This window comes from uncultured Pseudomonas sp. (genome assembly GCF_913777995.1).
Lineage (GTDB): Bacteria > Pseudomonadota > Gammaproteobacteria > Pseudomonadales > Pseudomonadaceae > Aquipseudomonas.
Map to the genome: position 1 here is coordinate 96,272 of NZ_CAJYVE010000013.1, position 24,103 is coordinate 120,374.

The following is a 24,103-nucleotide window of genomic DNA, read 5'->3' on the forward strand; positions in this document are numbered from 1 at the left end:
TTGGACAGGTTGCCGCCAGGGTATACCGCCGGGCGCTCGCTTGCAGCCGGCAGGGCCTTTGAACTGCTCTGTGCCCCAGCGCTTCTACCCGTTACAGCTTGGTCTTCAGCGCCGCCAGGCCATCCTGGCCATCCAGGGTCTTGACCCCGTCCAGCCACTTTTCCAGCACCGCCGGGTTGGCCTTGATCCACGCCCGGGCGGCATCCTGGTTGCTGAGTTTCTCGTTGACCACCGTGGCCATGATGCTGTTCTCCATGTCCAGGGTGAACCTCAGGTTGCCGAACAGCCGCGCCGCATTCGGGCAGGCCTCGGCGTAGCCCTTGCGGGTCAGGGTATGCACGGTGCCGCTGCTGCCGAAGTACTTCTCACCGCCCTTGAGGTAATGCATGCCCTTTATCTGCACGTTCATCGGGTGCGGCGTCCAGCCTAGGAACACCACGAAGGCCTTGCGCTTCACGTTGCGGTTGACCTCGGCGAGCATCGCCTGCTCGCTGGACTCCACCAGCTTCCAGCCGCCCAGCCCGAAGTCGTTGTTCTTGATGATCTCCTGCAGCGACAGGTTGGCCGGCGCACCGGCACCGATACCGTAGATCTTGCTGCCGAACTTGTCGGCGAAGCGCTGCAGATCAGCGAAGTCGTGGATCCCGGCGTCCCACACGTAGTCCGGAACGGCCAGGGTGAACTCGGTGCCCTCCAGGTTGGTGGCCAGCGAGGTCACGTCGCCGCTGGCCACGAACTTGTCATGAAAACCCTGCTGGGCCGGCATCCAGTTGCCCAGGAACACGTCCAGCTGGCCGTCCTTCAACCCGCCGTAGGCGATCGGCACCGCCAGGGTATCGACCTTCTGGCTGTAGCCCAGGCCATCGAGCAGCAAACCGGCGATGGCGTTGGTGGCGGCGATATCGCTCCAGCCGGGGTCGGCCATGCGCACGGTCTTGCAGCTCTGTTCGTCGGCCTGGGCGGACAGGCCGGCCAGGGTCATCACACTGGCCATCAGCATCGCGGGTAAGGTTTTCATGGCGTTGCCCTTTGTGGGTTATGGGTGTTGGCAGCGGAATGGAAAAACCGTCAGGGTCTGGGAAAGCGCGCGCGGCGCTCCAGGTCGTCGAGGTCGATGTGGTTGCGCATGAACTGCTGGCTGGCGTCGACCCAGGGCTGGTGGTCCCAGCTCTTCAGTTTGCCGGTGGCCAGGGCCTTGCCCACCAGGCGTCGGCGACGCTGGCTGGCAAGCACCTGCTGGTGAATGCGCGGTATGTCCCAGCGTGCCCGGGCCTCGGCCAGGAAGGCCTCGAACAGGGCGCGATGCGCCGCCGAGCCGCTCAGTTCCTCGCGCTCCTGCGGGTCATTGGCCACGTCGAACAGCAGGCAGGGGTCTTGCTCGGAGTAGATGAATTTGTAGCGGCCGCGGCGAATCATCATCAGCGGGCTGGTGGTACCTTCGGCCATGTACTCGCCGAACACCTCGTCATGCCCGCCCTCGCCGCGCAGGTGCGGCAGCAGCGAGCGGCCATCCAGCGGCAGGCGTGCGTCGACCTGGCCGCCGGCCAGTTCCACCAGGGTCGGCAGCAGGTCGGCGGTGGACACCGCTTCGCGCACGCGCCGTGCGGCGAACTGCCTGGGGGCGTGCACCAGCAAAGGCACCCGGGCGGCCATCTCGAACCAGTGCATCTTGTACCAGAGGCCGCGCTCGCCGAGCATGTCGCCGTGGTCGCCGGAGAACACGATCAGCGTGTCGTCGGCCAGGCCGGTGTCTTCGAGGGTCTGCAGCAACTGGCCGATGTTGTGGTCGATGTAACTGCAGGCGCCGAAGTAGGCGCGCCGAGCATCGCGGATCTTGTCCAGCGGCAACGGCTTGTCCCACAGGTCGTAGACCTTCAACAAGCGCTGCGAGTGCGGATCCAGGGCGTCCTGGTCGGCATGCGCCACCGGCATGGGAATCTCATCGTCGCGGTACAGGTCCCAGAACGCCTTGGGAATGGTGTACGGGTCGTGTGGGTGGGTCATCGACACGGTCAGGCAGAACGGCGCCTCGCCGCCTTCGCGAACATGATCGAACAGGTACTGGCGGGCCTTGAACAGCACTTCCTCGTCGAAATCCAGCTGGTTGGTGCGCACGCAGGGGCCGGCCTGCAGCACCGACGACATGTTGTGGTACCAGCTGGGTCGTACGTCCGGTTCGTCCCAGTTCACCGCCCAGCCGTAGTCGGCCGGGTAGATGTCGCTGGTCAGCCGCTCTTCGTAACCGTGCAGCTGGTCCGGCCCGCAGAAATGCATCTTGCCCGCCAGGGCGGTGCGGTAGCCGAGGTTGCGCAGGTAGTGCGCATAGGTGGGTATATCGGCCGGGAAATCCGCCGCGTTGTCGTAGGCGCCGATCTGGCTCGGCAACTGGCCGCTGACCAGGGTGAAGCGCGACGGCGCGCACAACGGGCTGTTGCAGTACGCCGCATCGAACACCACCGCCTGCTCGGCCAGGCGGCTGAGGTGTGGCAGGCGAATGGGCGACGGGCCGTGTAGGGGCAGGATGGGGGCGGCCATCTGGTCGGCCATGATGAAGAGGATGTTCGGTTGTTTCATCGCAGCGGCATCCCATTGCAGGTTTTTATGCAAAAGTGTTGCATCGCAGGATGAAGACGCCGGTTTTCCCGGTAAAGCCCATGTCTGGCAATGCCTAGGATAAGTACAGCTTATGTTTGAGAGTCTCGGCGAATTGTCTCTGGATCTGCTGCGCGTATTCGAGGCTGCCGGACGACTGCGCAGTTTCACGGCGGCGGCGAGTGAGCTGGGCACCACCCAGCCGGCCATCAGCCAGCAGATCAGGCGCCTGGAGGACCGGCTGGCGACTCGGCTGTTCGACCGGGTCTACCGTGGCATCGTGTTGACCGAAGCCGGTGAGCAGTTGCTCGGCCACGTGCAGACCGGGCTGCAGGCCATGGACCAGGGCCTGGCCAATATCACCCGGCGCGCCCAGCACGAGGTGCTGCAGGTGGCCACGGACTTCGCCTTCGCGGCCTACTGGCTGATGCCGCGCCTGCATCGCTTCCACCAGCTCAACCCGGATGTGGACGTCAGCCTGGTTACCGGTGAACGCAGCCAGACCATGCTGCGGCCCGACATCGACGTCGCGGTGCTGTTCGGCGACGGTCGTTTTCGCCAGGGCGAGAGCCACTGGCTGTTCAGCGAAGAGGTGTTCCCGGTGTGCAGCCCCGGCCTGCTGGCTGGCCGCCCCCTGCCCTTGCCGCCCGATGCCTTGTGCGACCTGCCGCTGCTGCATTTGCGCAGCGAGGGCAGCCCGCGCTGGTTCGACTGGGCCGGGGTGTTCCGCGCCCTCGGTATTGCCCAGGCGCCGGCGCCCGGCCAGTTGCGCTTCGACAACTACACCCTGCTGATCCAGGCCGCGATTGGCGGTCAGGGGGTGGCGCTGGGCTGGCGACACCTGGTCGACGACCTGCTGGAGCAGGGCCTGCTGTGCCGGCCGCTGGACGCCGTGGTGCAGTCGGCCTCGGGCTATTACGTGGTGCTGCCGCCACGCAAACGTCGCCAGCAGCTGGTCGAGCAGTTCGTCGAGTGGCTGGCGAACGAGCAGGCGCGCAGCCGCGGTGCATCACCACAGCGACCTTTACCACCGTTGGCGGTATGAGCTGTTGATGAAGCCCTACAAAGACTGCAGCGGCTTCTGACAGATACTTGTACGGCGTCGATGCAAGACTGCGCGCTTTTCTCGCATAAGGACATCGCGATGCAGCCGCTGATCACCCCCACCCAGGCCTTCTACAGGAAGTGGCTGAAAAGACTCTGGCTACCTGGCGCCTTGCTGGTCGGCTCGCCGATCCTGTTCAACAGCATGTTCTTCTACAACGAAGCCGGCTACATGACCCACGTGCGCACCATTTTCGGCGACGAGAAGATCGTCGATGACGTGGGCTACGCCACGCGCTGGTTCGGTCGGGCCACGGTGTGGAAGAAAGCCATCAGCGTGCAATCGGTGCTGGCGCTGGACAAGCTCGACGAAAACCCCGAAAACGACGCGTTGGGTGCAACCATCGAGACCTTTCCCATCGTGTTCCTCGGCAACGTCGACGCCAAGGTCGAATCTGCCGCGCGGTTTCGCCTGCCCAGCGGCGAGGCCTTCCTGACCATCGCCCAGGAATACCGCAACCCGGACAACTTCATCCGCAGCGCGCTGTTGCCGGCGATCAAGGAAACCCTGCAGGCCACGGCCTCACTGATGACTGCCGACGACTACTACGCCGGGGCGCGCAGCGAGTTCGCCGCCGAATTCGAAAACCAGCTCAAGGACGGGCTGTACCTCATCAAGCGCAAGGAAGTGCGCCGCGTCCAAGGCCGCCTGCCCGACCAGACGGCGATTCTGCAGGCCGGCACCGAACAGGGGCAGTTCGGCCACAACTCCGGCAGCCAGTACATCACCGAGAAGGTCACCGACGACAAGAACGTGCCGATCCGCAAACAGCAGCAGTTCCGCCGCTTCGGCGTGGAGGTGGTCGAGGCGCGGATCACCAACATCGACCCCAACCCGCAGTACCGTGAACGCATGCTCAAGGTCCAGCATGCCCTGGCCGAGCTGGCAGTGGCGCGGCAGAACCGCCTCAAGGAGGAAGAAGAGAAACGCCTGGTCACCGCCCGTGGCGAAAAGGAAGTCGAGGCCAAGCGCCAGGAAACCCTGCGTGACCAGATCGCCCGCACCACCCAGGCGGAAACCGAGAAGCAGCTGGCAGTGATCAGTGCCGAGCGCGAACGCAGCCGCGCCGAGATCGAGAAGCAGACCGCCGAGCTGCTGCGCGAAAAGGCCGTGACCACCGCCGCTGCCACGCGTATCACCGCCGATGCCGAAGCACACGCTCGCGAGGCCGCGCTGAAGGCGGACGGCGCCTTGCAGTCCAAGCTGGATGCGTTGGTCGAGATCAACCGCGCCTGGGCCCAGGCAGCGGCGCAGGCCCCGGTGCCCGGTGTGATGATGGGCGCTGCCGGCTCTGGGGCGGTCGGCCGTCAGGATGAGCTGAGCCAGCTGATGGGCGTGCTGGCCGCCAAGGCGGCCAAGGACATGGCCCTTGACCTGAAACCGGGCGGCTGAGCCGGCCACCAGGTTTGCGAGGGCGGCGCCCGGCATGGGATAACACGCCTTTTTTCAGGGCCGCTTGTTGGAGCAATCCCATGCCATCAATTCAGGGCTACCACGCCCACGTCTACTTCGATGCCCAGACCCTCGACCAGGCCCGCGCCCTGTGCGAAGCCGCCACGGCGCGTTTCGATATCCAGATGGGGCGGGTCCATCAACGCCTGGTCGGCCCACACCCTGAATGGAGCTGCCAGTTGGCTTTTTCCCACAAGGACTTTGCCGATATCGTGCTGTGGCTGGCGTTGAACCGTAAGGAGCTGGTGGTATTCCTGCACCCGCTGACCGGCGACGACCTGGCCGACCATACCGCCCATGCGATCTGGATGGGGGCGGTACGGCCGTTGAACCTGGAAGCCTTTGCACGCTGATGCCGTGCAGCCGGTAGGCGCGGCGTTAGCCGCGCCAAATCTCGCCCCCCTTCCCGACTGAGGCCGGCCTTGCCCGTAACGCCGCCCCTCAAGGCGGCTCAGTTCAGCACGCCATCCAGAATGGCGTAGACAATCCCGGTGCCCACGGCGATCAGCACCACGTCGGTGCCCAGGCGGCGCCATTCATAACCTTCGTAATGCGGCAGGTGCTGCAAGGCGCGGCGGTCCAGGCGCTTGCCGTAGCCGGGTGGCAGCGGCTTGCCCCTGGCCACGATGATGCCCGGCGGCAGCGGCTGGCCCCGGCCGATCACGTCACGGTATTGCACGATGGTCTGGCGTACCGGGCCGAAATCCTGCGGTGGACGGTGTCCGCCCCGCTCGCCCTGAGGCCCTTGCCCTGCGGGACCGTTACCGTGGCCGCGCCCCGGGTTGTCGCCCGGCCCCTGTTGAGGCCCGCCCCGTTCGTTCTGCCCCGGCCCACGCCCGTCGGGCGGTGCGGCCTGCAGCAGCGAACTGGCGCTGATCATCAGGATTCCCAAGCCGGCGACGACGCGGTTTGGCAGTTTCATGGGCAGGCTCCTCGGTATCAGGCAATGAAAAAGGGGCTCGGACCGCTGGTCCGAACCCCTTGAGTCTTGTCCTGTAGAGTCACCCGCGCCCGGCGAAATTCCTCTGTATCAGGATCTTTACACCCGCGCGCCGCGCACGCCTTCGGCCAGCGCTGCGCACAGGCTCAGCACGCCGTCGACGGCCTGTTCGGGCGAGCCGGCCTTAGCGATCTGATCGACCAGTGCCGAGCCGACCACCACCCCGTCGGCCAGGCGCGCGATGGCGGCGGCCTGTTCAGGAGTGCGGATGCCGAAGCCGACGCTGATCGGCAGCGAGGTGTGCCGACGCAGACGCTCGATGGCCTCGGTGACGTGCTCGGTGGTCGCCGAACCGGCACCGGTGACACCGGCAACCGACACGTAGTAGACGAACCCGGAGCTGCGCTCCAGCACTCGTGGCAGGCGCGCATCGTCGGTGGTCGGGGTGGTCAGGCGGATGAAGTCGATGCCCGAGGCCTGCGCCGGGGTGGCCAGCTCGCCGTCGTGCTCCGGTGGCAGGTCGACGATGATCAGGCCATCGACCCCGGCTTCCTTGGCCTGGGCGACGAAGGCGTCGACGCCGAAGCGGTGGATCGGGTTGTAGTAACCCATCAGCACGATGGGCGTGGTGCTGTCGTCGGCACGGAACTCGCGGACCATCTGCAGGGTTTTCGCCAGGGTCTGGCCAGCGTCCAGCGCACGCAGGGTGGCCAGCTGGATGGCCACGCCGTCGGCCATCGGGTCGGTGAACGGCATGCCCAGTTCGATCACGTCGGCACCGGCAGCCGGCAGGCCCTTGAGAATCTTCAGCGAGGTGTCGTAGCCGGGGTCTCCGGCGGTGATGAAGGTCACCAGGGCGGCACGGCCTTCGGCCTTGAGCTGGGCAAAACGGTGTTCGAGACGGCTCATGCCTGCTTCTCCTGGTTCTTTTCGGCCTCGGCCATATGGGTCATCACGGTTTGCATGTCTTTGTCGCCACGGCCCGAGAAGCACACCACCATCAGGTGGTCCTTGCCCAGGGTCGGCGCGCGGCGGATGGCTTCAGCCAGGGCGTGAGCGGTTTCCAGCGCCGGGATGATGCCTTCCAGGCGGCAGCACTGGTGGAAGGCGTCCAGGGCCTGGTCGTCGGTGATGCTCACGTACTCGACGCGCTTCACTTCGTGCAACCAGGCGTGTTCCGGGCCGATGCCGGGGTAGTCGAGACCCGCGGAAATCGAGTGGGCGTCGGCGATCTGGCCGTCGTCGTTCTGCAGCAGGTAGGTACGGTTGCCGTGCAGCACGCCCGGCACGCCACCGTTGAGGCTGGCCGCGTGCTTGTCGGTGTCGACGCCATGGCCACCGGCCTCGACGCCGATGATCTGCACGCTGGCGTCATCCAGGAACGGGTGGAACAGGCCCATGGCGTTGGAGCCGCCGCCAACGCAGGCGACCAGGCTGTCGGGCAGGCGGCCTTCCTTCTCGAGCATCTGCTCCTTGGCTTCCTTGCCGATCACCGACTGGAAGTCACGGACCATGGCTGGGTAAGGATGCGGGCCGGCTACGGTGCCGATCAGGTAGAAGGTGTTGTCGACGTTGGTGACCCAGTCGCGCAGCGCCTCGTTCATGGCGTCCTTGAGGGTGCCGGTGCCGGAGGTCACCGGAACGATCTCGGCGCCCAGCAGCTTCATGCGGAACACGTTGGCCTGCTGGCGCTCGATATCGGTGGCGCCCATGTAGATCACGCAGGGCAGGCCGAAGCGTGCAGCAACGGTGGCGGTGGCCACGCCGTGCATGCCGGCACCGGTTTCGGCGATCAGGCGGGTCTTGCCCATGCGCTTGGCCAGCAGCACCTGGCCGATGCAGTTGTTGATCTTGTGCGCGCCGGTGTGGTTCAGCTCTTCACGCTTGAAGAAGATCCGTGCGCCGCCCAGGGCATCGCTCAGGCGTTCGGCGTAGTACAGCGGGTTGGGCCGGCCCACGTAGTCGCGCTGGAAGTAGGCCAGTTGCTCGGCGAACGCCGGGTCGGCCTTGGCGGCTTCATACTCGCGGTTCAGGTCGAGGACCAGGGGCATCAGGGTTTCGGCGACGTAGCGGCCGCCGAACGAACCGAACAGGCCGTTGGCGTCGGGACCGTTGCGCAGTGGGGTCTGGGTCATGAACTACTCCGGGTTGCACAGGGCAAATGAATTGAGCCGTGGCGGCAATGGACACACTCTAACCAGCGCAGGCCCGCCTGAAAACCGATAAGATCGCCGCAACCTGTCAGGAAAACTCAACTGTCCATGAACCGAGATCTTCCTCCGTTGAATGCCTTGCGCGCCTTCGAGGCGGTGGCCCGCCTGGGCAGCGTCAGCCAGGCGGCGGAACAGCTGCATGTCACCCATGGTGCGGTAAGTCGGCAGCTGAAGGTGCTCGAAGAGCACCTGGGCGTCAGCCTGTTCAGCAAGGAGGGCCGAGGCCTGAAACTCACAGATGCCGGGGTGCGGCTGCGTGACGTCAGTGGGGAAGCCTTCGACCGCCTGCGCCAGGTGTGCGCGGAGCTGAACCAGGGTGGCAGCGATGCGCCCTTCGTGCTGGGCTGCTCCGGCAGCCTGCTGGCGCGCTGGTTCATTCCGCGTCTCGGGCGCCTGAACGCCGAGCTGCCAGACCTGCGCCTGCACCTCTCCGCGGGCGAAGGTGATCTTGATCCGCGACGGCCCGGGCTGGATGCCTTGCTGGTGTTCGCCGAGCCGCCGTGGCCGGCCGACATGCAGGTGCTGGAGCTGGCGGCCGAGCGCATCGGGCCGGTGCTCAGCCCGCGTTCGGCGCGCTACGAGACGCTGCGGGATGCGCCGGCCCGGGCCTTGTTGAACGAGCCACTGCTGCATACCGCTTCAAGGCCGCAAGCCTGGCCGGCCTGGGCGCAACAGCAGGGTATCGATCCGCAGGCACTGCGTTTCGGGCAGGGATTCGAGCATTTGTATTACTTGCTGGAGGCGGCCGTGGCAGGCCTGGGTGTGGCGATTGCGCCAGAGCCGCTGGTCAGCGATGACCTGCGCGCCGGACGCCTGGCCTCGCCCTGGGGTTTTACGCAAACCCCGGCGCGGCTGGCCTTGTGGCTGCCTCGCCGGGCCGCTGACGGGCGTGCCCGTCAACTGGCCCAATGGCTCAGGAATGAGCTGCGAGGAAGCGGCTGATCAGTTGCCGCGTTTGCACAGCAGGTAGGCGGCCAGCAGGCCGATGGCGCCAACTGCGACGCCGGCGGTGGTCCAGGGATGTTCCTGGGCGTAGTCGCGGGTGGCGATGGCGTTTTCACGGGTCTTGACCTTCACGTCGGCGTACACGTCGCCCAGGTCGCTGAGCAGGCCACGGGAATGGCCCAAGGCGCGCTCGGCACTGGCCTTGAGGCTCTTGAGGGTCTTGTGCGACTCCTCGGAGGCGTCGGCTTTCAGGCTTTCCAGCGACTTGAGCAAGCTTTCGATCTCTGCTTCCACACTTTGCAGCGAAGCCTTGCGGAGTGAAGAACTGGCCATGGTATTTCTCCTGCAGTGGTGAGTAGGGTGTGTTTTTTCCGACTGCAAGGGTTTTGAAAAGTGCAGAGCAATTTGCCGGCTGAACTTTTGTGCGGCTTTTCCACACAGAAACAGGGAGCGCCAGCAGCCCGCGCTCAGCCATTTCACAAGGAGAACTGCCATGAGTGATCACCGCACCTACAAGAAGATCGAGCTGGTCGGCTCGTCTACCACCTCTGTCGAAGACGCCATCAACAACGCCATCGCCGAAGCCAGCAAGTCCCTGACCCACCTGGAATGGTTCGAAGTCACCGAGACCCGCGGGCATATCGAAAACGGCAAGGTGGCGCACTTCCAGGTGACCCTCAAGGTGGGCTTTCGTATCGCCAATAGCTGACACGCGTCACATTCCGGGTGGGCCGCTATGAACCTTCGAGCTGGCTCACTGCCATAGCCTGCGCTACTCATAGTCGGGGCGGCTTCATCGCGAGGTGCCCCTGAACCAGCCGAATCAGGAGGATGTGCTCATGAAGCGATTCATGTTGGCGGTAGGTTTGTTGAGCCTGGCAGGCACTGCCATGGCCGCAGGCAAGCCCTGCGAGGAATTGAAAGCGGAAATCGACGCCAAGCTGCAGGCCAAGGGCGTGTCGTCCTACACGCTGGACGTGGTGGACAAAGGCTCGATTGCGGATCAGAAAGTGGTCGGCATGTGTGAAGGCGGCAGCAAGGCAATCGTCTACAAGCGTGGGTGATTCAAGTCCACGCCGTTGTTGACCGCTACCTGCGCGACAGGTCGCTCCTGCACCGCCTTGCAGCGGTAGGGGCGAACCTGCCCGGCAGGCGGTTCAGCCCTTGGCCGCTTCGGCCAGAATCTCGAACGACCTCAAGCGGTCGTCATGCTCGAACAGGTCGCAGGTGAAGATCAGTTCGTCGGCGTCGGTCTGTTCCAGCAGCACGTCCAGCTTGGCGCGGACCTTCTCCGGCCCGCCGATCACCGCCAGCCCCAGAAAGCTCATCACCGCTTCGCGTTCATGCGGCAGCCACAGGCCGTCCATGCTCGGCACCGGTGGGCGCTGCACCAGGCTATGGCCACGTATCAACGCCAGGATTCGCCGGTAGACGGAGGTGGCCAGGTATTCGGCCTGCTCGTCGCTGTCGGCCGCCACCAGCGGTACACCCAGCATCACATAGGGCTTGTCGAGCACTTCCGAAGGCTGGAAGTGGTTGCGATACACGCGGATCGCCTCGTGCATGTAGCGCGGCGCGAAGTGCGAGGCGAAGGCGTAGGGCAAGCCACGCATGCCGGCCAGCTGTGCGCTGAACAGGCTCGAACCCAGCAGCCACACCGGTACCTGGGTGCCATGGCCGGGCACGGCGATCACTTTCTGCTCGGGGCTGCGCGGGCCGAGGTAGGCCATCAGCTCGGCCACGTCATCGGGAAAATCGTCGGCACTGCCGGAGCGTTCGCGACGCAGCGCACGGGCGGTCATCTGGTCGGAGCCCGGGGCACGGCCCAGGCCCAGGTCGATGCGTCCGGGATACAGGCTGGCCAGGGTGCCGAACTGTTCGGCGATCACCAGCGGTGCGTGGTTGGGCAGCATCACCCCGCCGGAGCCCACGCGAATGGTTGAGGTGCCGCCCGCAAGGTAGGCCAGCAGCACCGAGGTCGCGGAGCTGGCGATGCCGTCCATGTTGTGGTGCTCGGCGACCCAGAAGCGGTTGAAGCCGAGCTTTTCGACATGTCGGGCCAGGTCCAGCGAGCGATGCAGGGCATCGGCCGGACCCTTGTCCTCACGGACGGGCACTAGGTCGAGGGTGGAAATCTTGATGTCGGACAGGCGTTTCATAAGCCACGCGAGCTCCTGTGCAGAGGTAGGCAGGCGCAAAGGCCTGGAGTAGGAACAGCAGTAAGGGCCGTAAAGGCCGTTTTCAATGCCTGGACGTGAAATTTCCTACTTTGGTAGTAGGAATTAAGCCTTTGAACTTTCTTCCGGCGGCTATCCTCAGAATCCCTGTTGCTGCACGAAACATTCACTCGTTCGCAAGGAGACACCATGAGCATCGTCAAGAAAGCTTCCGCCCATTGGCAAGGCGACCTGAAGAAAGGGACTGGCCACATCTCCACTGAAACCGGTGTGCTGCGCGAAGCCCCTTATGGTTTCAACGCACGCTTCGAAGGCGGCAAGGGCACCAACCCTGAAGAACTGATCGGCGCGGCACACGCCGGCTGCTTCTCCATGGCGCTGTCGATGATCCTCGGCGAAGCCGGCCTGACCGCCGAAAGCATCGACACCGAAGCCCAAGTGACGCTGAACAAGCAGCCCGACGGCTTTGCCATCACTGACATTCACCTGGTGCTCAAGGCCAAGGTGCCGGGCGCCAGCGAAGATCAGTTCCATGAACTGACCCAGAAGGCCAAGGAAGGCTGCCCGGTCTCCAAGGTGCTCAACGCCAACATCACCCTGGAAGCCACCCTGCTCTGACGCGCTGGCGCGGCGGCCTGCCAGTGGCGGGTCGCCCGCCGACGAACCGGATGGCGATCTGCCCTGTCCAACGGGTATCGGCACCTATGTGCGTGCCCCGTCAGGAAGGACCGACAATGAAACATCTGCTCTTCGCCCTCAGCCTATCCCTGCTGGCCGGTACCGCGCTGGCGGCGCCGAAGTCCTGCGATGAACTCAAGGACGAGATCGAAGCCAGGATCCAGGCCAACAACGTCAACTCCTACACCCTGGAAATCGTCAGCAACGATGAAGTCAAGGACCCCAACATGGTGGTCGGCAGTTGCGACAACGGTACCCGCAAGATCATCTACCAGAAGAACGACCGCTGAAGAATCACCGGCTACAGGCACTGCATGTCTGACAGCCTGGCCACTTCCTGGCGCTTGGCGTCGTACAGCCAGGCGTCCACGTCGTTGGCCAGCGAGCGGACTTCGAGGCGGTAGCGCTCCCCCGCCTCGAAGTGGTCGTAGCTCAGGCGGATGAAGCAGGTGATCTCGGTGTAGTCGTCGGCAAACATGCCCAGGGCCATGCCTGCGCGATATTCGTAGTCGAAACGCACCTGCAGTTCATGACGACCGGGTGATACCTGGAAGTAGCGACCGTCTTCGGTGCGCTGACGGTCGAGCTTGTCGGCCATCACCAGCTTGCCCGTGGTGGTGGTGAGGTCGACCCAGGCCATGGCCGGGTCATGCATGGGCAAGGGACCTGCGCATCCAGCCAGGATGCCGACGGCGATAAGCGGTAGTATGGGGCGCATGGCAGGCTCCGCATGAAGGTGTTGCGATGATAGTGGCGGCGCTTCTCGCTGTCCTGCCTGGCATGTTTTCTCTGTGCAGAGCCGTGTATGCCAGCACTCGATGTTTCCCGCCTTTGGCGCGCCGTACCGCTACTGTTGGCAACGTGGCTGGGCGGATGTTCCAGTTTCTCCTATTACAGCCAACTGGCCAGCGGACAGCTGCAACTGCTCGCCGCCCGCGAGCCGGTGGCCGACATCTTGGCCGACCCGGCCCGCGATGCGGCACTGCGCAAGCGCCTGGCGCTGGCCCAGCAGGCGCGGGACTTCGCCACCGCGCAGCTGCACTTGCCCGATAACCGCAGCTACCGGCTGTATGCCGACATCGGGCGGCCCTACGTGGTGTACAACGTTTTCGCCACCGATGAGTTCTCCCTAGACCCACTGACCCACTGCTTCCCGATTGCCGGCTGCGTGGCCTATCGCGGCTATTACAGCCTCGGCGGCGCACGTGGCGAAGCGGCCCTGCAGCGCCAGGCCGGCAAGGATGTCTTCGTCGCCGGCATCGAGGCCTATTCGACCCTGGGCTGGTTTGCCGACCCGATCCTCAACACCATGCTGGGCTGGGGCGACGAACGCCTGGCGACGCTGATCTTCCACGAGCTGGCGCACCAGCGCTTCTACGTGAAAGACGACACCGCGTTCAACGAGTCCTACGCCAGCTTCGTCGAGCAGGAAGGCACCCGCCAATGGCGTGCTGCGCGGGGCCTGCCGCCGCAGGACGACAGCCGCAGCGCCCAGCGCGACGCCCTGACGCGGCTGGTGCTCGACACCCGGCAACGCTTGCGCACGCTGTATGCGCAGCCGTTGCCCGCCAGCGAGATGCGCGCCCGCAAGGCCGCGGAGTTCGAGCGCTTGCGGCACGAGTACCGACAACTGCGCGACCGCCAGTGGCCGGGCGACAAACGCTTCGATGCCTGGATCGACGCGCCCCTGAATAACGCCAAGCTGCTGCCCTTCGGCCTTTACGATCAGTGGGTGCCGGCCTTCGCCGCCGTGTTCCGCCAGGTCGGCGGTGACTGGTCGCGCTTCTATGTCGAAGTCGAGCGCCTTGGCAAACTGCCCGCACCCGCGCGCACCCAGGCCTTGCAGGACCTGATGCCCCGGTGAATGGCCTCGATCAGCGCTGGAAAGCCTGGTGCAGTTCGGCGACGCTGTTGAAGTGGAAATCTGGCGCTTCGGCGTGCAGTTCCTCGGCGCTGCCGAAGCCATAGCCCACCGCCGCAACCTGCAGGCCATTGCGTCGCCCGCCGATGAGGTCATGCTTGCGGTCGCCGATCATCAGGGTCTGTGCCGGGTCGAGGCGTTCCTGGTCGAGCAGGTGGGCAATCAGCTCGACCTTGTCGGTGCGGGTGCCGTCCAGCTCGCTGCCGTAGATCACCTTGAAGTGCCGGGCGAAATCGAAATGCCGGGCGATCTCGCGAGCGAACTCCCAAGGCTTGGAGGTCGCGACGTACAGCGTGCGGCCCTGCCCTGCCAGGCTTTCCAGCAGGTGTGGAATACCGTCGAACACCTGGTTCTCGTACAGGCCGGTGACCCGGAAGCGTTCGCGGTAGAAATTCACCGCCTCCCAGGCCCGCGCCTCGTCCATGGCATAGAACTGCATGAAGGCCTGCAGCAGCGGCGGGCCGATGAAGTGTTCCAGGCGGGTGATGTCCGGCTCATCGATACCCAGCTTCGCCAGGGCGAACTGGATCGAGCGGGTGATGCCCAGGCGTGGGTCGGTCAGGGTGCCGTCGAGGTCGAAAAGAATGTTCTGCTGATGCATGAAAACGGGCTCGTTGCGGTGGGGCCGGCTGACGCCGGCCAGGGGGGCAGTCAAGGCTGGTCGAAACCTTCGGCCAGGTGCTGGTCCTTGAGTTTCACGTAGTTGGCGGCGCTGTAGGGGAAGAAGGCGATTTCCTTTTCGGTGAGCGGGCGCACCTGTTTCACCGGGCGACCCACGTACAGAAAGCCGCGCTCCAGCACCTTGCCGGGTGGGACCAGGCTGCCGGCACCGATGATCACTTCGTCCTCGACCACCGCGCCATCCATCACGGTAGTGCCCATGCCGACCAGAATGCGGTTGCCGAGGGTGCAGCCATGCAGCATGCACTTGTGGCCGATGGTCACTTCGTCGCCGATCAGCAGCGGGAAACCCTCGGGGTTGAACGGACCGGCATGGGTGATGTGCAGCACGCTGCCGTCTTGCACGCTGGTGCGTGCGCCGATACGGATGCGGTGCATGTCGCCGCGCACCACGGTCAGCGGCCAGACCGAGCTGTCGTCGCCGATCTGTACATCGCCGATGACGATGGCCGAGCTGTCGACGAAAGCCCGTTCGCCAAGGCCCGGGGTGTGGTTCTGGAATCTGCGAAGGGCCACGATAGCCTCCCTGTTTGCCGGTGATAGAGCGTTTCGGTGCTGCGTGTGCGGGCGATTGTAATTAAGATGGCCGAGTGTTTCTTCACAGCCAAGGTGCAAAACCGTGAGCGCGAACAACCCGCTTCTGCAACCCTACGACCTGCCTCCCTTCTCGGCGATCCGTGCCGAACACGTCAAGCCGGCCATCGACCAGATCCTCGCCGACAACCGTGCCGCCATCGCCAGCCTCCTGGCCGAACAGGGCAAGCAGCCGGACTGGGCCGGGCTGGTGCTGGCGATGGACGAGCTCAACGACCGCCTGGGCGCCGCCTGGAGCCCGGTCAGCCACCTCAATGCGGTGTGTAACAGTGCCGAGCTGCGTGAAGCCTACGAGTCCTGCCTGCCAGCACTGAGTGCCTATTCCACCGAAATGGGCCAGAACCGCGAGCTGTTCCAGGCCTATGAGGCCTTGGCCGCCAGCCCGGCCGCTGCCGGTTTCGACATCGGCCAGAAGACCCTCCTCGAACACGCCCTGCGCGATTTCCGCCTGTCGGGCATCGACCTGCCGCCCGAGCAGCAGAAGCGCTACGCCGAAGTGCAGAGCAAGCTGTCGGAACTGGGCAGCCAGTTTTCCAACCAGCTGCTCGACGCCACTCAGGCCTGGACCAAACTGGTCACCGATGAAGCGGCGCTGGATGGCCTGACCGAGTCGGCCAAGCAACAGATGGCCGCTGCCGCCAAGGCCCGTGACCTGGACGGCTGGCTGATCACCCTGGAATTCCCCAGCTACTACGCGGTGATGACCTACGCCCACGACCGCGCCCTGCGTGAAGAGGTCTACACCGCCTACTGCACCCGCGCCTCCGACCAGGGGCCGAACGCCGGGCAGAATGACAACGGTCCGGTGATGCAGCAGATTCTCGATCTGCGCCAGGAACTGGCCGGCCTGCTGGGCTTCGCCAACTTCGCCGAACTGAGCCTGGCGACCAAGATGGCCGAGTCCAGCGACCAGGTGCTGAGCTTCCTGCGTGACCTGGCCGCCCGCAGCAAACCGTTCGCCGCCCAGGACCTGGAACAGCTAAAGGCCTTCGCCGCCGAACAGGGCTGCCCGGACCTGCAGAGCTGGGACACCGGCTACTACGGCGAGAAATTGCGCGAGCAGCGCTACAGCGTGTCGCAGGAAATCCTGCGTGCCTACTTCCCGATCGACAAGGTACTCGGCGGCCTGTTAGCCATCGTCCAGCGCCTGTATGGCATCGAGATCAACGAGCTGAAGGGGTTCGACACCTGGCACCCGGACGTGCGCCTGTTCGAGATCAAGGAGAACGGCCAGCACGTCGGGCGCTTCTTCTTCGACCTGTATGCCCGCGCCAACAAGCGTGGCGGCGCCTGGATGGACGGCGCCCGCGACCGTCGGCGCACCGCCGATGGCCGTCTGCAGAGTCCGGTGGCCAACCTGGTGTGCAACTTCACCCCGGCTTCGCCCGGCAAGCCGGCGCTGCTGACCCACGATGAGGTCACCACGCTGTTCCACGAATTCGGCCATGGCCTGCATCACCTGCTGACCCGCGTCGAGCACGCCGGGGTGTCCGGCATCAACGGCGTGGCCTGGGATGCCGTGGAACTGCCGAGTCAGTTCATGGAGAACTGGTGCTGGGAACCCGAGGGCCTGGCGCTGATTTCCGGCCACTACGAGACCGGCGAGCCGTTGCCGCAGGACCTGCTGGAGAAGATGCTGGCGGCGAAGAATTTCCAGTCCGGCCTGATGATGGTGCGCCAGCTGGAGTTCTCGCTGTTCGACTTCGAACTGCACGCCACCCACGGCGACGGCCGCAGCGTGCTGCAGGTGCTCGAAGGCGTGCGTGACGAGGTGTCGGTGATGCGTCCGCCGGCGTTCAACCGCTTCGCCAACGGCTTCGCGCACATTTTCGCCGGTGGTTACGCGGCGGGTTACTACAGCTACAAGTGGGCCGAAGTGCTGTCGGCCGACGCCTTCTCGAAGTTCGAGGAAGAAGGTGTGCTTAACGCCGACACCGGCCGCGCGTTCCGTGAGGCGATCCTGGCGCGCGGTGGCTCCCAGGCGCCGATGGTGCTGTTCGTCGATTTCCGCGGACGCGAGCCGTCGATCGATGCACTCTTGCGCCATAGTGGCCTGAGTGAGGAAGCGGCATGAGCGACGCCCCCGTGGTGACCCCGAAACGCTTCATCGCCGGTGCGGTGTGCCCGGCGTGCAGCGAATCCGACAAGCTGAAGATGTGGAGCGAAGATGGCGTGCCGCACCGCGAGTGCGTGAGTTGCGGCTACACCGACACCCTCAACGACCAGGGGCTGTCGGTGCCCAAGGAACTCGGCACCCGGGTCAACCGGGCCGAGCCCAAGCCGGCCACGCCCAAGGTCCAGGGCGTGCAGTTCTTCCCCAACCCGAAGCTCAAGAAGCCGGTCGACCCGAGCTGAGGGTCAGGGGGCCCGGCGTCTGCTCAGGCGCCGGGCCCCCGCGCTTCACGACAGGCTCTTCATGAATGCGGCGGCCAAGCCGAACAGTACTTCGTCTTCTGGCGCGAAACCGGCGTCGGACTCTTCGCTGTCCAGCACTTCATCGAAATCCTCATCGGCATTCGAACTGCCCAGACGCGCCCAGTACGTGGTTTCATCGTTTCTGATGAAGTCGATCAGCATTTCCGGGTTGCGGGAGGTTTCGAAGCCCTCCAGCAACATGCGCACTTCGTAATTAGCCATCATCCACCTCGCAGCGGTTAGGGTTGCGATGACTCGGCAGTCGGGCAAGGACTGCCCGACGCACGTTATCCCTGGCCTGGCATCGGGTCTACTGACAGAAATGACAGTGAGACGGCCTTACCAGCGGTAGTGGCGTGTAACAGATTGTGCTGTACTGTATGTATGAACAGTATCAGGCATTTCCCATGACCTCCTCTTCGCCCATCCGTGGCCGCGGCACGGCCAGCAATCCCCATAACCGTTTCACGGCCCAGCGCTCGGTGGTCGAGGACGACGGCTGGTACCAGGAAGTGCCGCTGACCCAGGGCACCGAAGTGACCCACGAGACGGCCAAGACCATCATCACCCGCAACACCTCGCCCGATATCCCCTTCGACCGCTCGATCAATCCCTACCGGGGCTGCGAGCATGGTTGCATCTACTGCTTCGCGCGGCCCAGCCACGCCTACTGGGACATGTCGCCGGGCCTGGATTTCGAAACCCGGCTGATCGCCAAGACCAACGCCGCCGCGCTGCTCGAACAGCAACTGTCCAAGCCGGGCTACCGTTGTGCGCCGATCAACCTGGGGGCCAACACCGACCCCTACCAGCCCATCGAGCGCGAGTACAAGCTGACCCGCGCCATTCTCGAAGTGCTGCTGCGCTACCGGCACCCGGTGACCATCGTCACCAAGGGCTCTCTGATTCTGCGTGACCTCGACCTGCTGGCCGAGCTGGCGCGGCAGCGGCTGGTGTCGGTGTACATCAGCCTCACCACCCAGGACGACGAACTCAAACGTATCCTCGAACCCCGCGCCGCAGCACCCGCCGCGCGGCTGCGGGCGATTCGCGTGCTGCGCCAGGCCGGGGTGCCGGTGGGGGTGTTGTGCGCGCCGATGATCCCCATGATCAACGACAGCGAGCTGGAGAACCTCATGCAGCAGGCCAAGGCCGCCGGAGCCCTCAGCGCGGGTTACGTGATGCTGCGCCTGCCGCTGGAGGTCGCGCCGCTGTTCGAAGAATGGCTGGCCAACCATTACCCGCAGCGTGCGGCGCATGTCATGAGCCTGATACGCCAGAGCCGCGGTGGTGCCAACAACGACAGCCGCTTTGGTGTGCGGATGCGCGGCGAGGGCCAGTTCGCCGAGCTGCTGGCACAGCGTTTCGCCCTGGCGCGCAAGCGTCTGGGGCTCGGCCAGCGGGAAAGTTTCGTGCTCGACTGTGACTCTTTCTGCCCTCCGGGTGGTCAGATGTCATTGCTGTAGATCAAAAAAAGATGGCAAAAAGCTATTGACAATTTTTTGTTTCAATGATGTTGCTTTAAGTTTCACTTAAGCTTCGAAGGTTAGTCTGCAGCCAGGAGTATCCCTCCCGTGGCCGCGTACAACGGAGCTGTGCGCCATCACTGGCTCGAAAGGGATCACTGCCGCTATCCGAATGAAGCATGAATGATCCACTTCAATCCGTCAGAGAGGATGAAACATGAGTGACAAGGACAAACAGACCTCGGCCCCTTCCCAGTCGGGCGCGGAAACCGCCGAGCAGGCCTTGCAGCACATCGTGGATGGCTTCGTGCAATTTCGCCATGAGGTCTTCCCGCAGCAGGAAGAGCTGTTCAAGAAGCTGGCCAATGCCCAGCGCCCCCGTGCCATGTTCATTACCTGCGCCGACTCGCGCATCGTGCCCGAGCTGATCACCCAGAGCTCGCCAGGCGACCTGTTCGTCACCCGTAACGTGGGTAACGTCGTACCGCCCTACGGGCAGATGAACGGTGGCGTCTCCACCGCCATCGAATATGCCGTCATGGCCCTGGGCGTACAGCACATCATCATCTGCGGTCACTCCGACTGTGGCGCGATGCGCGCGGTCCTCAACCCCCACACCCTGGACAAGATGCCGACGGTCAAGGCCTGGCTGCGCCATGCCGAGGTGGCGCGCACAGTGGTCGAGCACAACTGCGATTGCAGTGCCGAGCACGAAAGCATGGGCGTGCTGACCCAGGAAAACGTCATCGCCCAGCTGCAGCACCTGCGCACCCACCCTTCGGTGGCTTCGAAGCTGGCCAGCGGCCAACTGTCGATTCACGGCTGGGTGTACAGCATCGAGACCAGCGAAATCCTCGCCTACGACTCGCAGCTTGACCGTTTCCGTCCGCTCGACGGCGACGGCCCTGTGCCAACGGCTACGCCGAAGGCACGCTTCTAACGAGAAGCTCGCGGCAGGCCCGGTGTGGCCTGCCGTATGCAGCCTGAAAATCACGTCCGCAGTTCTGCGCGGCGAACATTCCCCTTCCTGCCAATGGTGGCGGCTGCGGCCTTTTCGCACCGTCAGGCTTTGTCGTGCCTGCGTGGGTACGGCTGATGAAGAATTTCTTGGAGAACGTAGTCATGGAAGCCACAGCCGGCAAAGGTGTTTCATCGATCAAATCTGTCTTGCCACGGGAGCTATTGGCTTCCGTGGTGGTGTTCCTCGTCGCCCTGCCCTTGTGCATGGGCATCGCCATCGCCTCGGGCATGCCGCCGGCCAAGGGCCTGATCACCGGCATCATCGGCGGCCTGGTGGTGGGTTTCATCGCCGGCTCGCCGTTGCAGGTCAGCGGCCCGGCGGCGGGGCTGGCGGTACTGGTGTTCGAGCTGGTGCGCACGCACGGCATGGCCATGCTCGGCCCGATCCTGCTGTTGGCCGGCCTGCTGCAACTGCTGGCCGGGCGCTTCAAGCTGGGCTGCTGGTTCCGTGTCACGGCCCCGGCGGTGGTGTACGGCATGCTCGCCGGTATCGGTGTGCTGATCGTGCTGTCGCAGGTGCATGTGATGTTCGACAGCGGGCCCAAGCCTTCCGGGTTGGACAACCTGATCGGCTTCCCTACCACGCTGGCGCAGGCTTTCGGTCCTGGTAGCGGGATGCAGGCCGGTCTGCTCGGCCTGGGCACCATGGCGGTGATGTATGGCTGGGAAAAGCTGCGCCCGCAGTCGCTACGCTTCGTGCCGGGTGCCCTGCTGGGCGTCGGCATCGCCACGGGGGTGAGCCTGCTCATGGCCCTGGAGGTCAAACGCGTGCAAGTGCCGGACAACCTGGCCGAAGCCATCGACTGGCTACGCCCGGCGGACCTGGTCAACCTCATGGACCCGGCCGTGCTGGTCGCCGCCTTCGCCCTGGCGTTCATCGCCAGTGCCGAGACGCTGCTCTCCGCCGCTGCCGTGGATCGCATGCACAACGGTGTGCGTTCGAACTTCGACAAGGAACTCAGCGCCCAGGGTATCGGCAACATGCTCTGTGGCCTGGTCGGCGCCCTGCCGATGACCGGTGTGATCGTGCGCAGCTCGGCCAACGTCCAGGCCGGCGCCACCACGCGCCTGTCGACCATCTTCCACGGCTTGTGGCTGCTGGCCTTCGTGCTGGTGCTGTCCAGTGTGCTGCAGAGCATTCCGGTGGCGAGCCTGGCGGGCGTGCTGGTGTATACCGGCCTGAAGTTGGTGGACCTCAAGGCATTCCGCGGCCTGGGTCGCTACGGGCGCATGCCGATGTTCACCTATGCGGCCACTGCTGCGGCGATCGTCTTCACCGACCTGCTGACCGGTGTGCTGGTGGGCTTCGCGCTGACCCTGGTCAAGCTGGCCTTCAAGGCCTCGCGACTGAAGATCAGCCTGGTGCCGATGGAAGGGAACAAGGAGCTGGAGCTGCGTCTGGTGGGGGCGGCGACCTTCCTGAAGGTGCCGGCTCTGACTCAGGTGCTGGGCACCATTCCCCAGGGCAGCACGGTCCATGTGCCGCTGGGTAATCTGAGTTACATCGACCACTCGTGCCTGGAGCTGCTCGAAGAGTGGGGACGCGCCAATGCGGCCCACGGTACTCGCTTGCTCATCGAGCCACGTGGCCTGAAACGCCGGCTGGAGGGTCGGGTGCGCACCAACACCGGCATCGGTGCAGCCGGCACCGCCTGACTCAGGCGTACCACGGGTCAGGCCTGGAGGCCGTCCAGCTCCAGGCCGACGCCCAGTTGCATGGACAGGCATGGCCAGCGGCGCCATGCCGCTTCCGTTCCGGGGTTGTTGAGGCGCTCGCGATAAGCCTGCACCGACTCCTGGGCGAAGCTGTCTTCGTCGAGCATTTCGCTCAATGCCAGGTGCACGGCCTGGTCCAACTGGTTGGCAAAGCTTTCACCGATCAGCTGGTGGGCAATGACGTTGGCCACCGTGGAGTCCGAGGGAATCAGCGGCTGGCCGAGGTGGCGGATGTAAAGGTCATTGACCTCTTCGACCAGCCGATGCGCCAGGTAGGCTTCGTCCAGCAGGCCGGCGAGTCCTTCATGACCCTGCATGATTGCCGGCGGGCTGCTGAAGAACTGCGAGGCAATGCGCAGCACTGGCTTGATGCGATCTTCGATACCCGCTTCGATCGCCACGCTGTGCGCGGCATCCAGCAGGTCCGGTACGTGTTCGATGTAGGCGGTCACGAAATTCTTCAGGACCGCATGCGCATCGTTGTCTGGCACGGCAATCGCCGGGTGGAGATGGGGCAATCGGGTTTCCAGCGAGTGCCGCAATTGGCCGGTCTCGGCCTCATGTTGTCGTGCACGCTGGATCTGCTCCCGCAAGGCTGCAGTGTTCATCAGTACTCCTGAGGGCCTGATAATGAATATCTTCTGGTTATAAGCGAGCGAGACATGGTCGGCCCTTCACAGACCATGCTTGCGCCCCACATGCCTGCAAACATTGAGGCAAAGCCGGTTGGGCGTATTTTCCCACTCGCACGGGGATGACATACATTAGCGCGGTTTTTATTGGATCCAAGATCGTTTTGTCATAAGAAATCCATTTTTATATGGCTACACGGTCAAAAATAGAACCTACCGGTCACTCCTGCCACTTCGCGCGGCGCTCTTGCGCCGCCGCTGGCTGTCTATACTGCTCACCAGGAAGCCGGCTGATCGCCCGTTCAGGGCCCGAGTCAGCAGTCCGCAAGCCGCTCCCCTTGGCCGCAGTCCGCCACTGACGGACCTGCGCGTTGCACAAGCGCTGAGGGAAACCCGAATGAGGCGTCATCCCCGAATGCGGATGGCTTGCGGGGCCTGGGTGGCGGGAGCCTGGCCGTTGGCCGGTCCTGCCCAGGCCGCCTGGACCACCAACATGGGCCCCGGTGTCACCGGAGTCAGCCAGGCGGTCTACGACCTGCACATGACCATCTTCTGGATCTGCGTGGCCATCGGCATCGTGGTGTTCGCGGCCATCGGTTGGAGCGTGTTCGCCTATCGCCGCTCGCGGCGGCAGCAGGCGTCGAGCTTTCACGAGAACACCACGGTGGAGATTCTCTGGACCCTGGTGCCCTTCCTGATCCTGGTGGCCATGGCCATTCCCGCCACCCGCACGCTCATCGACATGTACGACGCCAGCGAATCGCAGGTGGACATCCAGGTCACCGGCTATCAATGGAAATGGCACTACCGCTACCTGGGCCAGGATGTGGAGTTCTTCAGCAACCTGGCCACGCCCGTGGACCAGATCCACAACCGCGATGCCAAGAGCGAACACTACCTGCTGGAGGTCGACCAGCCGCTGGTGCTGCCGGTGGGGCAGAAAATCCGCTTCCTGGTCACGGGTGCCGACGTCATCCACTCCTGGTGGGTGCCGGCCTTCGCGGTCAAGCGCGACGCCATTCCCGGCTTTATCCACGAAGCCTGGACCCGTATCGAGCGGCCCGGCACCTACCGGGGCCAGTGCACCGAGCTGTGCGGCAAGGACCACGGCTTCATGCCCATCGTCGTCGAGGCGCGGCCGCAGGCCGAGTACCAGGCCTGGCTGGCGGGGCGCAAGGAGGAAAGTGCACGGCTCAAGGAGCTGACCGCCAAGGACTGGACCCGTGAGGAACTCATCGAGCGCGGCGACAAGGTCTACCACACCGTCTGCGCCGCCTGTCACCAGCCCGAGGGCCAGGGCATGCCGCCGACCTTCCCGGCGCTCAAGGGCTCGGCGGTGGCCAAGGGGCCGCTGGCCGCGCACCTGAACATCGTCTTCAACGGCAAGCCGGGCACGGCCATGGCCGCCTTCGGCAAGCAGCTGTCGGAGGTGGATATCGCGGCGGTGGTGACCTACGAACGCAACTCCTGGGGCAACGACATGGGTGACATGCTGGCGCCCAAGGATGTGCTGGCCCTCAAACAGGCCAGCCAATGAACGGCCCGGCAGGAGGATG

27 protein-coding genes are annotated in these 24,103 nt (G+C 64.6%); 15 read left to right on the forward strand and 12 right to left on the reverse strand.

Going from position 1 to position 24,103, the window contains the following annotated elements:
• Nucleotides 1–91: 91 nt before the first annotated feature.
• Nucleotides 92–1,018, reverse strand: a complete 927-nt coding sequence (locus QZ497_RS05645) for a choline ABC transporter substrate-binding protein (RefSeq protein ID WP_295472014.1) — start codon at nucleotides 1,016–1,018, stop codon at nucleotides 92–94.
• A gap of 50 nt (nucleotides 1,019–1,068) precedes the next feature.
• Nucleotides 1,069–2,574: a choline-sulfatase gene (gene betC, locus QZ497_RS05650; protein ID WP_295472015.1), complete on the reverse strand. Its 1,506-nt coding sequence runs from the start codon at nucleotides 2,572–2,574 to the stop codon at nucleotides 1,069–1,071.
• A 112-nt stretch (nucleotides 2,575–2,686) separates the two neighbouring features.
• On the opposite strand from betC, the gene QZ497_RS05655 reads away from it, so the two are divergent.
• The 3 genes from QZ497_RS05655 to QZ497_RS05665 all read left to right on the forward strand — a co-directional run bounded on the left by QZ497_RS05655 (nucleotide 2,687) and on the right by QZ497_RS05665 (nucleotide 5,502).
• A complete protein-coding gene (locus QZ497_RS05655; protein WP_295472017.1) occupies nucleotides 2,687–3,637 on the forward strand; it encodes a LysR family transcriptional regulator in 951 nt (316 codons plus the stop codon).
• Nucleotides 3,638–3,736: 99 nt separating this feature from the next.
• A complete protein-coding gene (locus tag QZ497_RS05660) occupies nucleotides 3,737–5,089 on the forward strand; it encodes an SPFH domain-containing protein (protein WP_295472019.1) in 1,353 nt (450 codons plus the stop codon).
• Between the two features lie 80 nt (nucleotides 5,090–5,169).
• A complete protein-coding gene (locus QZ497_RS05665; RefSeq protein WP_295472021.1) occupies nucleotides 5,170–5,502 on the forward strand; it encodes a DOPA 4,5-dioxygenase family protein in 333 nt (110 codons plus the stop codon).
• 98 nt (nucleotides 5,503–5,600) lie between these two features.
• Here QZ497_RS05665 and QZ497_RS05670 read toward each other — a convergent pair whose 3' ends face one another.
• From QZ497_RS05670 to trpB, 3 genes are all read right to left on the reverse strand, one after another.
• Nucleotides 5,601–6,071: an anti-virulence regulator CigR family protein gene (locus QZ497_RS05670; protein ID WP_295472023.1), complete on the reverse strand. Its 471-nt coding sequence runs from the start codon at nucleotides 6,069–6,071 to the stop codon at nucleotides 5,601–5,603.
• Between the two features lie 117 nt (nucleotides 6,072–6,188).
• Nucleotides 6,189–6,998 (reverse strand): tryptophan synthase subunit alpha, encoded by an 810-nt coding sequence (trpA, locus tag QZ497_RS05675; RefSeq protein ID WP_295472025.1) that lies wholly within the window; start codon nucleotides 6,996–6,998, stop codon nucleotides 6,189–6,191.
• Nucleotides 6,995–8,224 (reverse strand): tryptophan synthase subunit beta, encoded by a 1,230-nt coding sequence (gene trpB / locus QZ497_RS05680; protein WP_295472027.1) that lies wholly within the window; start codon nucleotides 8,222–8,224, stop codon nucleotides 6,995–6,997. The genes trpA and trpB overlap by 4 nt, the downstream gene beginning before the upstream one ends.
• 126 nt (nucleotides 8,225–8,350) lie before the next feature.
• On the opposite strand from trpB, the gene QZ497_RS05685 reads away from it, so the two are divergent.
• Nucleotides 8,351–9,244, forward strand: a complete 894-nt coding sequence (locus QZ497_RS05685; RefSeq protein ID WP_295472029.1) for a LysR family transcriptional regulator — start codon at nucleotides 8,351–8,353, stop codon at nucleotides 9,242–9,244.
• Here QZ497_RS05685 and QZ497_RS05690 read toward each other — a convergent pair whose 3' ends face one another.
• Nucleotides 9,245–9,580: a DUF883 family protein gene (locus QZ497_RS05690; protein WP_295472031.1), complete on the reverse strand. Its 336-nt coding sequence runs from the start codon at nucleotides 9,578–9,580 to the stop codon at nucleotides 9,245–9,247.
• A 160-nt stretch (nucleotides 9,581–9,740) separates the two neighbouring features.
• Here QZ497_RS05690 and QZ497_RS05695 point away from each other — a divergent pair, with 160 nt between their 5' ends.
• Both QZ497_RS05695 and QZ497_RS05700 read left to right on the forward strand, forming a co-directional pair.
• Nucleotides 9,741–9,956: a dodecin gene (locus tag QZ497_RS05695; RefSeq protein ID WP_295472033.1), complete on the forward strand. Its 216-nt coding sequence runs from the start codon at nucleotides 9,741–9,743 to the stop codon at nucleotides 9,954–9,956.
• Between the two features lie 130 nt (nucleotides 9,957–10,086).
• The gene (locus QZ497_RS05700) at nucleotides 10,087–10,311 is read left to right on the forward strand and encodes a DUF1161 domain-containing protein (protein WP_295472035.1); all 225 of its coding nucleotides are present in this window, start codon (nucleotides 10,087–10,089) and stop codon (nucleotides 10,309–10,311) included.
• Between the two features lie 93 nt (nucleotides 10,312–10,404).
• Here QZ497_RS05700 and QZ497_RS05705 read toward each other — a convergent pair whose 3' ends face one another.
• Nucleotides 10,405–11,406: an LLM class flavin-dependent oxidoreductase gene (locus QZ497_RS05705; protein WP_295472037.1), complete on the reverse strand. Its 1,002-nt coding sequence runs from the start codon at nucleotides 11,404–11,406 to the stop codon at nucleotides 10,405–10,407.
• A 207-nt stretch (nucleotides 11,407–11,613) separates the two neighbouring features.
• On the opposite strand from QZ497_RS05705, the gene QZ497_RS05710 reads away from it, so the two are divergent.
• Nucleotides 11,614–12,042 (forward strand): OsmC family protein, encoded by a 429-nt coding sequence (locus QZ497_RS05710; RefSeq protein ID WP_295472039.1) that lies wholly within the window; start codon nucleotides 11,614–11,616, stop codon nucleotides 12,040–12,042.
• 116 nt (nucleotides 12,043–12,158) lie between these two features.
• Nucleotides 12,159–12,392 (forward strand): DUF1161 domain-containing protein, encoded by a 234-nt coding sequence (locus QZ497_RS05715; RefSeq protein ID WP_295472041.1) that lies wholly within the window; start codon nucleotides 12,159–12,161, stop codon nucleotides 12,390–12,392.
• Nucleotides 12,393–12,403: 11 nt separating this feature from the next.
• Here the strand turns inward: QZ497_RS05715 and QZ497_RS05720 are convergent, their stop codons facing one another.
• A complete protein-coding gene (locus tag QZ497_RS05720; protein ID WP_295472043.1) occupies nucleotides 12,404–12,820 on the reverse strand; it encodes a hypothetical protein in 417 nt (138 codons plus the stop codon).
• 87 nt (nucleotides 12,821–12,907) lie between these two features.
• Here QZ497_RS05720 and QZ497_RS05725 point away from each other — a divergent pair, with 87 nt between their 5' ends.
• Nucleotides 12,908–13,966: an aminopeptidase gene (locus QZ497_RS05725; protein ID WP_295472044.1), complete on the forward strand. Its 1,059-nt coding sequence runs from the start codon at nucleotides 12,908–12,910 to the stop codon at nucleotides 13,964–13,966.
• 10 nt (nucleotides 13,967–13,976) lie between these two features.
• Here the strand turns inward: QZ497_RS05725 and QZ497_RS05730 are convergent, their stop codons facing one another.
• Entirely contained in the window at nucleotides 13,977–14,624 is a 648-nt protein-coding gene (locus tag QZ497_RS05730; RefSeq protein ID WP_295472046.1) for an HAD family hydrolase, read from the reverse strand.
• 50 nt (nucleotides 14,625–14,674) lie between these two features.
• Entirely contained in the window at nucleotides 14,675–15,220 is a 546-nt protein-coding gene (locus QZ497_RS05735; RefSeq protein ID WP_295472048.1) for a gamma carbonic anhydrase family protein, read from the reverse strand.
• A 103-nt stretch (nucleotides 15,221–15,323) separates the two neighbouring features.
• Between QZ497_RS05735 and prlC the strand changes: the two genes are divergently transcribed.
• Nucleotides 15,324–17,372: an oligopeptidase A gene (gene prlC, locus QZ497_RS05740; RefSeq protein ID WP_295472050.1), complete on the forward strand. Its 2,049-nt coding sequence runs from the start codon at nucleotides 15,324–15,326 to the stop codon at nucleotides 17,370–17,372.
• A complete protein-coding gene (locus QZ497_RS05745; protein WP_295472052.1) occupies nucleotides 17,369–17,653 on the forward strand; it encodes a YheV family putative zinc ribbon protein in 285 nt (94 codons plus the stop codon). Before prlC ends, QZ497_RS05745 begins: the two co-directional genes overlap by 4 nt.
• A gap of 45 nt (nucleotides 17,654–17,698) precedes the next feature.
• On the opposite strand, the gene QZ497_RS05750 is transcribed toward QZ497_RS05745, so the two are convergent.
• A complete protein-coding gene (locus QZ497_RS05750; protein ID WP_295472054.1) occupies nucleotides 17,699–17,935 on the reverse strand; it encodes a hypothetical protein in 237 nt (78 codons plus the stop codon).
• Between the two features lie 185 nt (nucleotides 17,936–18,120).
• Here QZ497_RS05750 and QZ497_RS05755 point away from each other — a divergent pair, with 185 nt between their 5' ends.
• The 3 genes from QZ497_RS05755 to QZ497_RS05765 all read left to right on the forward strand — a co-directional run bounded on the left by QZ497_RS05755 (nucleotide 18,121) and on the right by QZ497_RS05765 (nucleotide 21,855).
• Nucleotides 18,121–19,179, forward strand: a complete 1,059-nt coding sequence (locus QZ497_RS05755) for a PA0069 family radical SAM protein (RefSeq protein ID WP_295472056.1) — start codon at nucleotides 18,121–18,123, stop codon at nucleotides 19,177–19,179.
• Nucleotides 19,180–19,396: 217 nt separating this feature from the next.
• Entirely contained in the window at nucleotides 19,397–20,119 is a 723-nt protein-coding gene (locus QZ497_RS05760; protein ID WP_295472058.1) for a carbonic anhydrase, read from the forward strand.
• A 182-nt stretch (nucleotides 20,120–20,301) separates the two neighbouring features.
• On the forward strand, nucleotides 20,302–21,855 hold the full coding sequence (locus QZ497_RS05765) for a SulP family inorganic anion transporter (protein WP_295472060.1): 1,554 nt from the start codon (nucleotides 20,302–20,304) through the stop codon (nucleotides 21,853–21,855).
• Nucleotides 21,856–21,872: 17 nt separating this feature from the next.
• On the opposite strand, the gene QZ497_RS05770 is transcribed toward QZ497_RS05765, so the two are convergent.
• Nucleotides 21,873–22,523, reverse strand: a complete 651-nt coding sequence (locus QZ497_RS05770) for a hypothetical protein (RefSeq protein ID WP_295472062.1) — start codon at nucleotides 22,521–22,523, stop codon at nucleotides 21,873–21,875.
• A 439-nt stretch (nucleotides 22,524–22,962) separates the two neighbouring features.
• Between QZ497_RS05770 and coxB the strand changes: the two genes are divergently transcribed.
• Complete coding sequence (coxB, locus tag QZ497_RS05775; protein WP_295472090.1) at nucleotides 22,963–24,084, forward strand: cytochrome c oxidase subunit II; 1,122 nt, start codon at nucleotides 22,963–22,965, stop codon at nucleotides 24,082–24,084.
• Nucleotides 24,085–24,103: the final 19 nt, after the last annotated feature.

Coding starts and splice junctions, on each gene's coding strand:
- QZ497_RS05755 (WP_295472056.1), top strand. CDS start 18,121: ATGACCTCCTCTTCGCCCATCCGTGGCCGCGGCACGGCCAGCAATCCC.
- trpA (WP_295472025.1), bottom strand. CDS start 6,998: ATGAGCCGTCTCGAACACCGTTTTGCCCAGCTCAAGGCCGAAGGCCGT.
- QZ497_RS05725 (WP_295472044.1), top strand. CDS start 12,908: ATGCCAGCACTCGATGTTTCCCGCCTTTGGCGCGCCGTACCGCTACTG.
- QZ497_RS05690 (WP_295472031.1), bottom strand. CDS start 9,580: ATGGCCAGTTCTTCACTCCGCAAGGCTTCGCTGCAAAGTGTGGAAGCA.
- trpB (WP_295472027.1), bottom strand. CDS start 8,224: ATGACCCAGACCCCACTGCGCAACGGTCCCGACGCCAACGGCCTGTTC.
- betC (WP_295472015.1), bottom strand. CDS start 2,574: ATGAAACAACCGAACATCCTCTTCATCATGGCCGACCAGATGGCCGCC.
- coxB (WP_295472090.1), top strand. CDS start 22,963: ATGCGGATGGCTTGCGGGGCCTGGGTGGCGGGAGCCTGGCCGTTGGCC.
- QZ497_RS05655 (WP_295472017.1), top strand. CDS start 2,687: ATGTTTGAGAGTCTCGGCGAATTGTCTCTGGATCTGCTGCGCGTATTC.
- QZ497_RS05750 (WP_295472054.1), bottom strand. CDS start 17,935: ATGGCTAATTACGAAGTGCGCATGTTGCTGGAGGGCTTCGAAACCTCC.
- QZ497_RS05705 (WP_295472037.1), bottom strand. CDS start 11,406: ATGAAACGCCTGTCCGACATCAAGATTTCCACCCTCGACCTAGTGCCC.
- QZ497_RS05745 (WP_295472052.1), top strand. CDS start 17,369: ATGAGCGACGCCCCCGTGGTGACCCCGAAACGCTTCATCGCCGGTGCG.
- QZ497_RS05685 (WP_295472029.1), top strand. CDS start 8,351: ATGAACCGAGATCTTCCTCCGTTGAATGCCTTGCGCGCCTTCGAGGCG.
- QZ497_RS05715 (WP_295472041.1), top strand. CDS start 12,159: ATGAAACATCTGCTCTTCGCCCTCAGCCTATCCCTGCTGGCCGGTACC.
- QZ497_RS05695 (WP_295472033.1), top strand. CDS start 9,741: ATGAGTGATCACCGCACCTACAAGAAGATCGAGCTGGTCGGCTCGTCT.
- QZ497_RS05670 (WP_295472023.1), bottom strand. CDS start 6,071: ATGAAACTGCCAAACCGCGTCGTCGCCGGCTTGGGAATCCTGATGATC.
- QZ497_RS05760 (WP_295472058.1), top strand. CDS start 19,397: ATGAGTGACAAGGACAAACAGACCTCGGCCCCTTCCCAGTCGGGCGCG.
- QZ497_RS05765 (WP_295472060.1), top strand. CDS start 20,302: ATGGAAGCCACAGCCGGCAAAGGTGTTTCATCGATCAAATCTGTCTTG.
- QZ497_RS05710 (WP_295472039.1), top strand. CDS start 11,614: ATGAGCATCGTCAAGAAAGCTTCCGCCCATTGGCAAGGCGACCTGAAG.
- QZ497_RS05665 (WP_295472021.1), top strand. CDS start 5,170: ATGCCATCAATTCAGGGCTACCACGCCCACGTCTACTTCGATGCCCAG.
- QZ497_RS05730 (WP_295472046.1), bottom strand. CDS start 14,624: ATGCATCAGCAGAACATTCTTTTCGACCTCGACGGCACCCTGACCGAC.
- QZ497_RS05660 (WP_295472019.1), top strand. CDS start 3,737: ATGCAGCCGCTGATCACCCCCACCCAGGCCTTCTACAGGAAGTGGCTG.
- QZ497_RS05645 (WP_295472014.1), bottom strand. CDS start 1,018: ATGAAAACCTTACCCGCGATGCTGATGGCCAGTGTGATGACCCTGGCC.
- QZ497_RS05770 (WP_295472062.1), bottom strand. CDS start 22,523: ATGAACACTGCAGCCTTGCGGGAGCAGATCCAGCGTGCACGACAACAT.
- QZ497_RS05700 (WP_295472035.1), top strand. CDS start 10,087: ATGAAGCGATTCATGTTGGCGGTAGGTTTGTTGAGCCTGGCAGGCACT.
- QZ497_RS05720 (WP_295472043.1), bottom strand. CDS start 12,820: ATGCGCCCCATACTACCGCTTATCGCCGTCGGCATCCTGGCTGGATGC.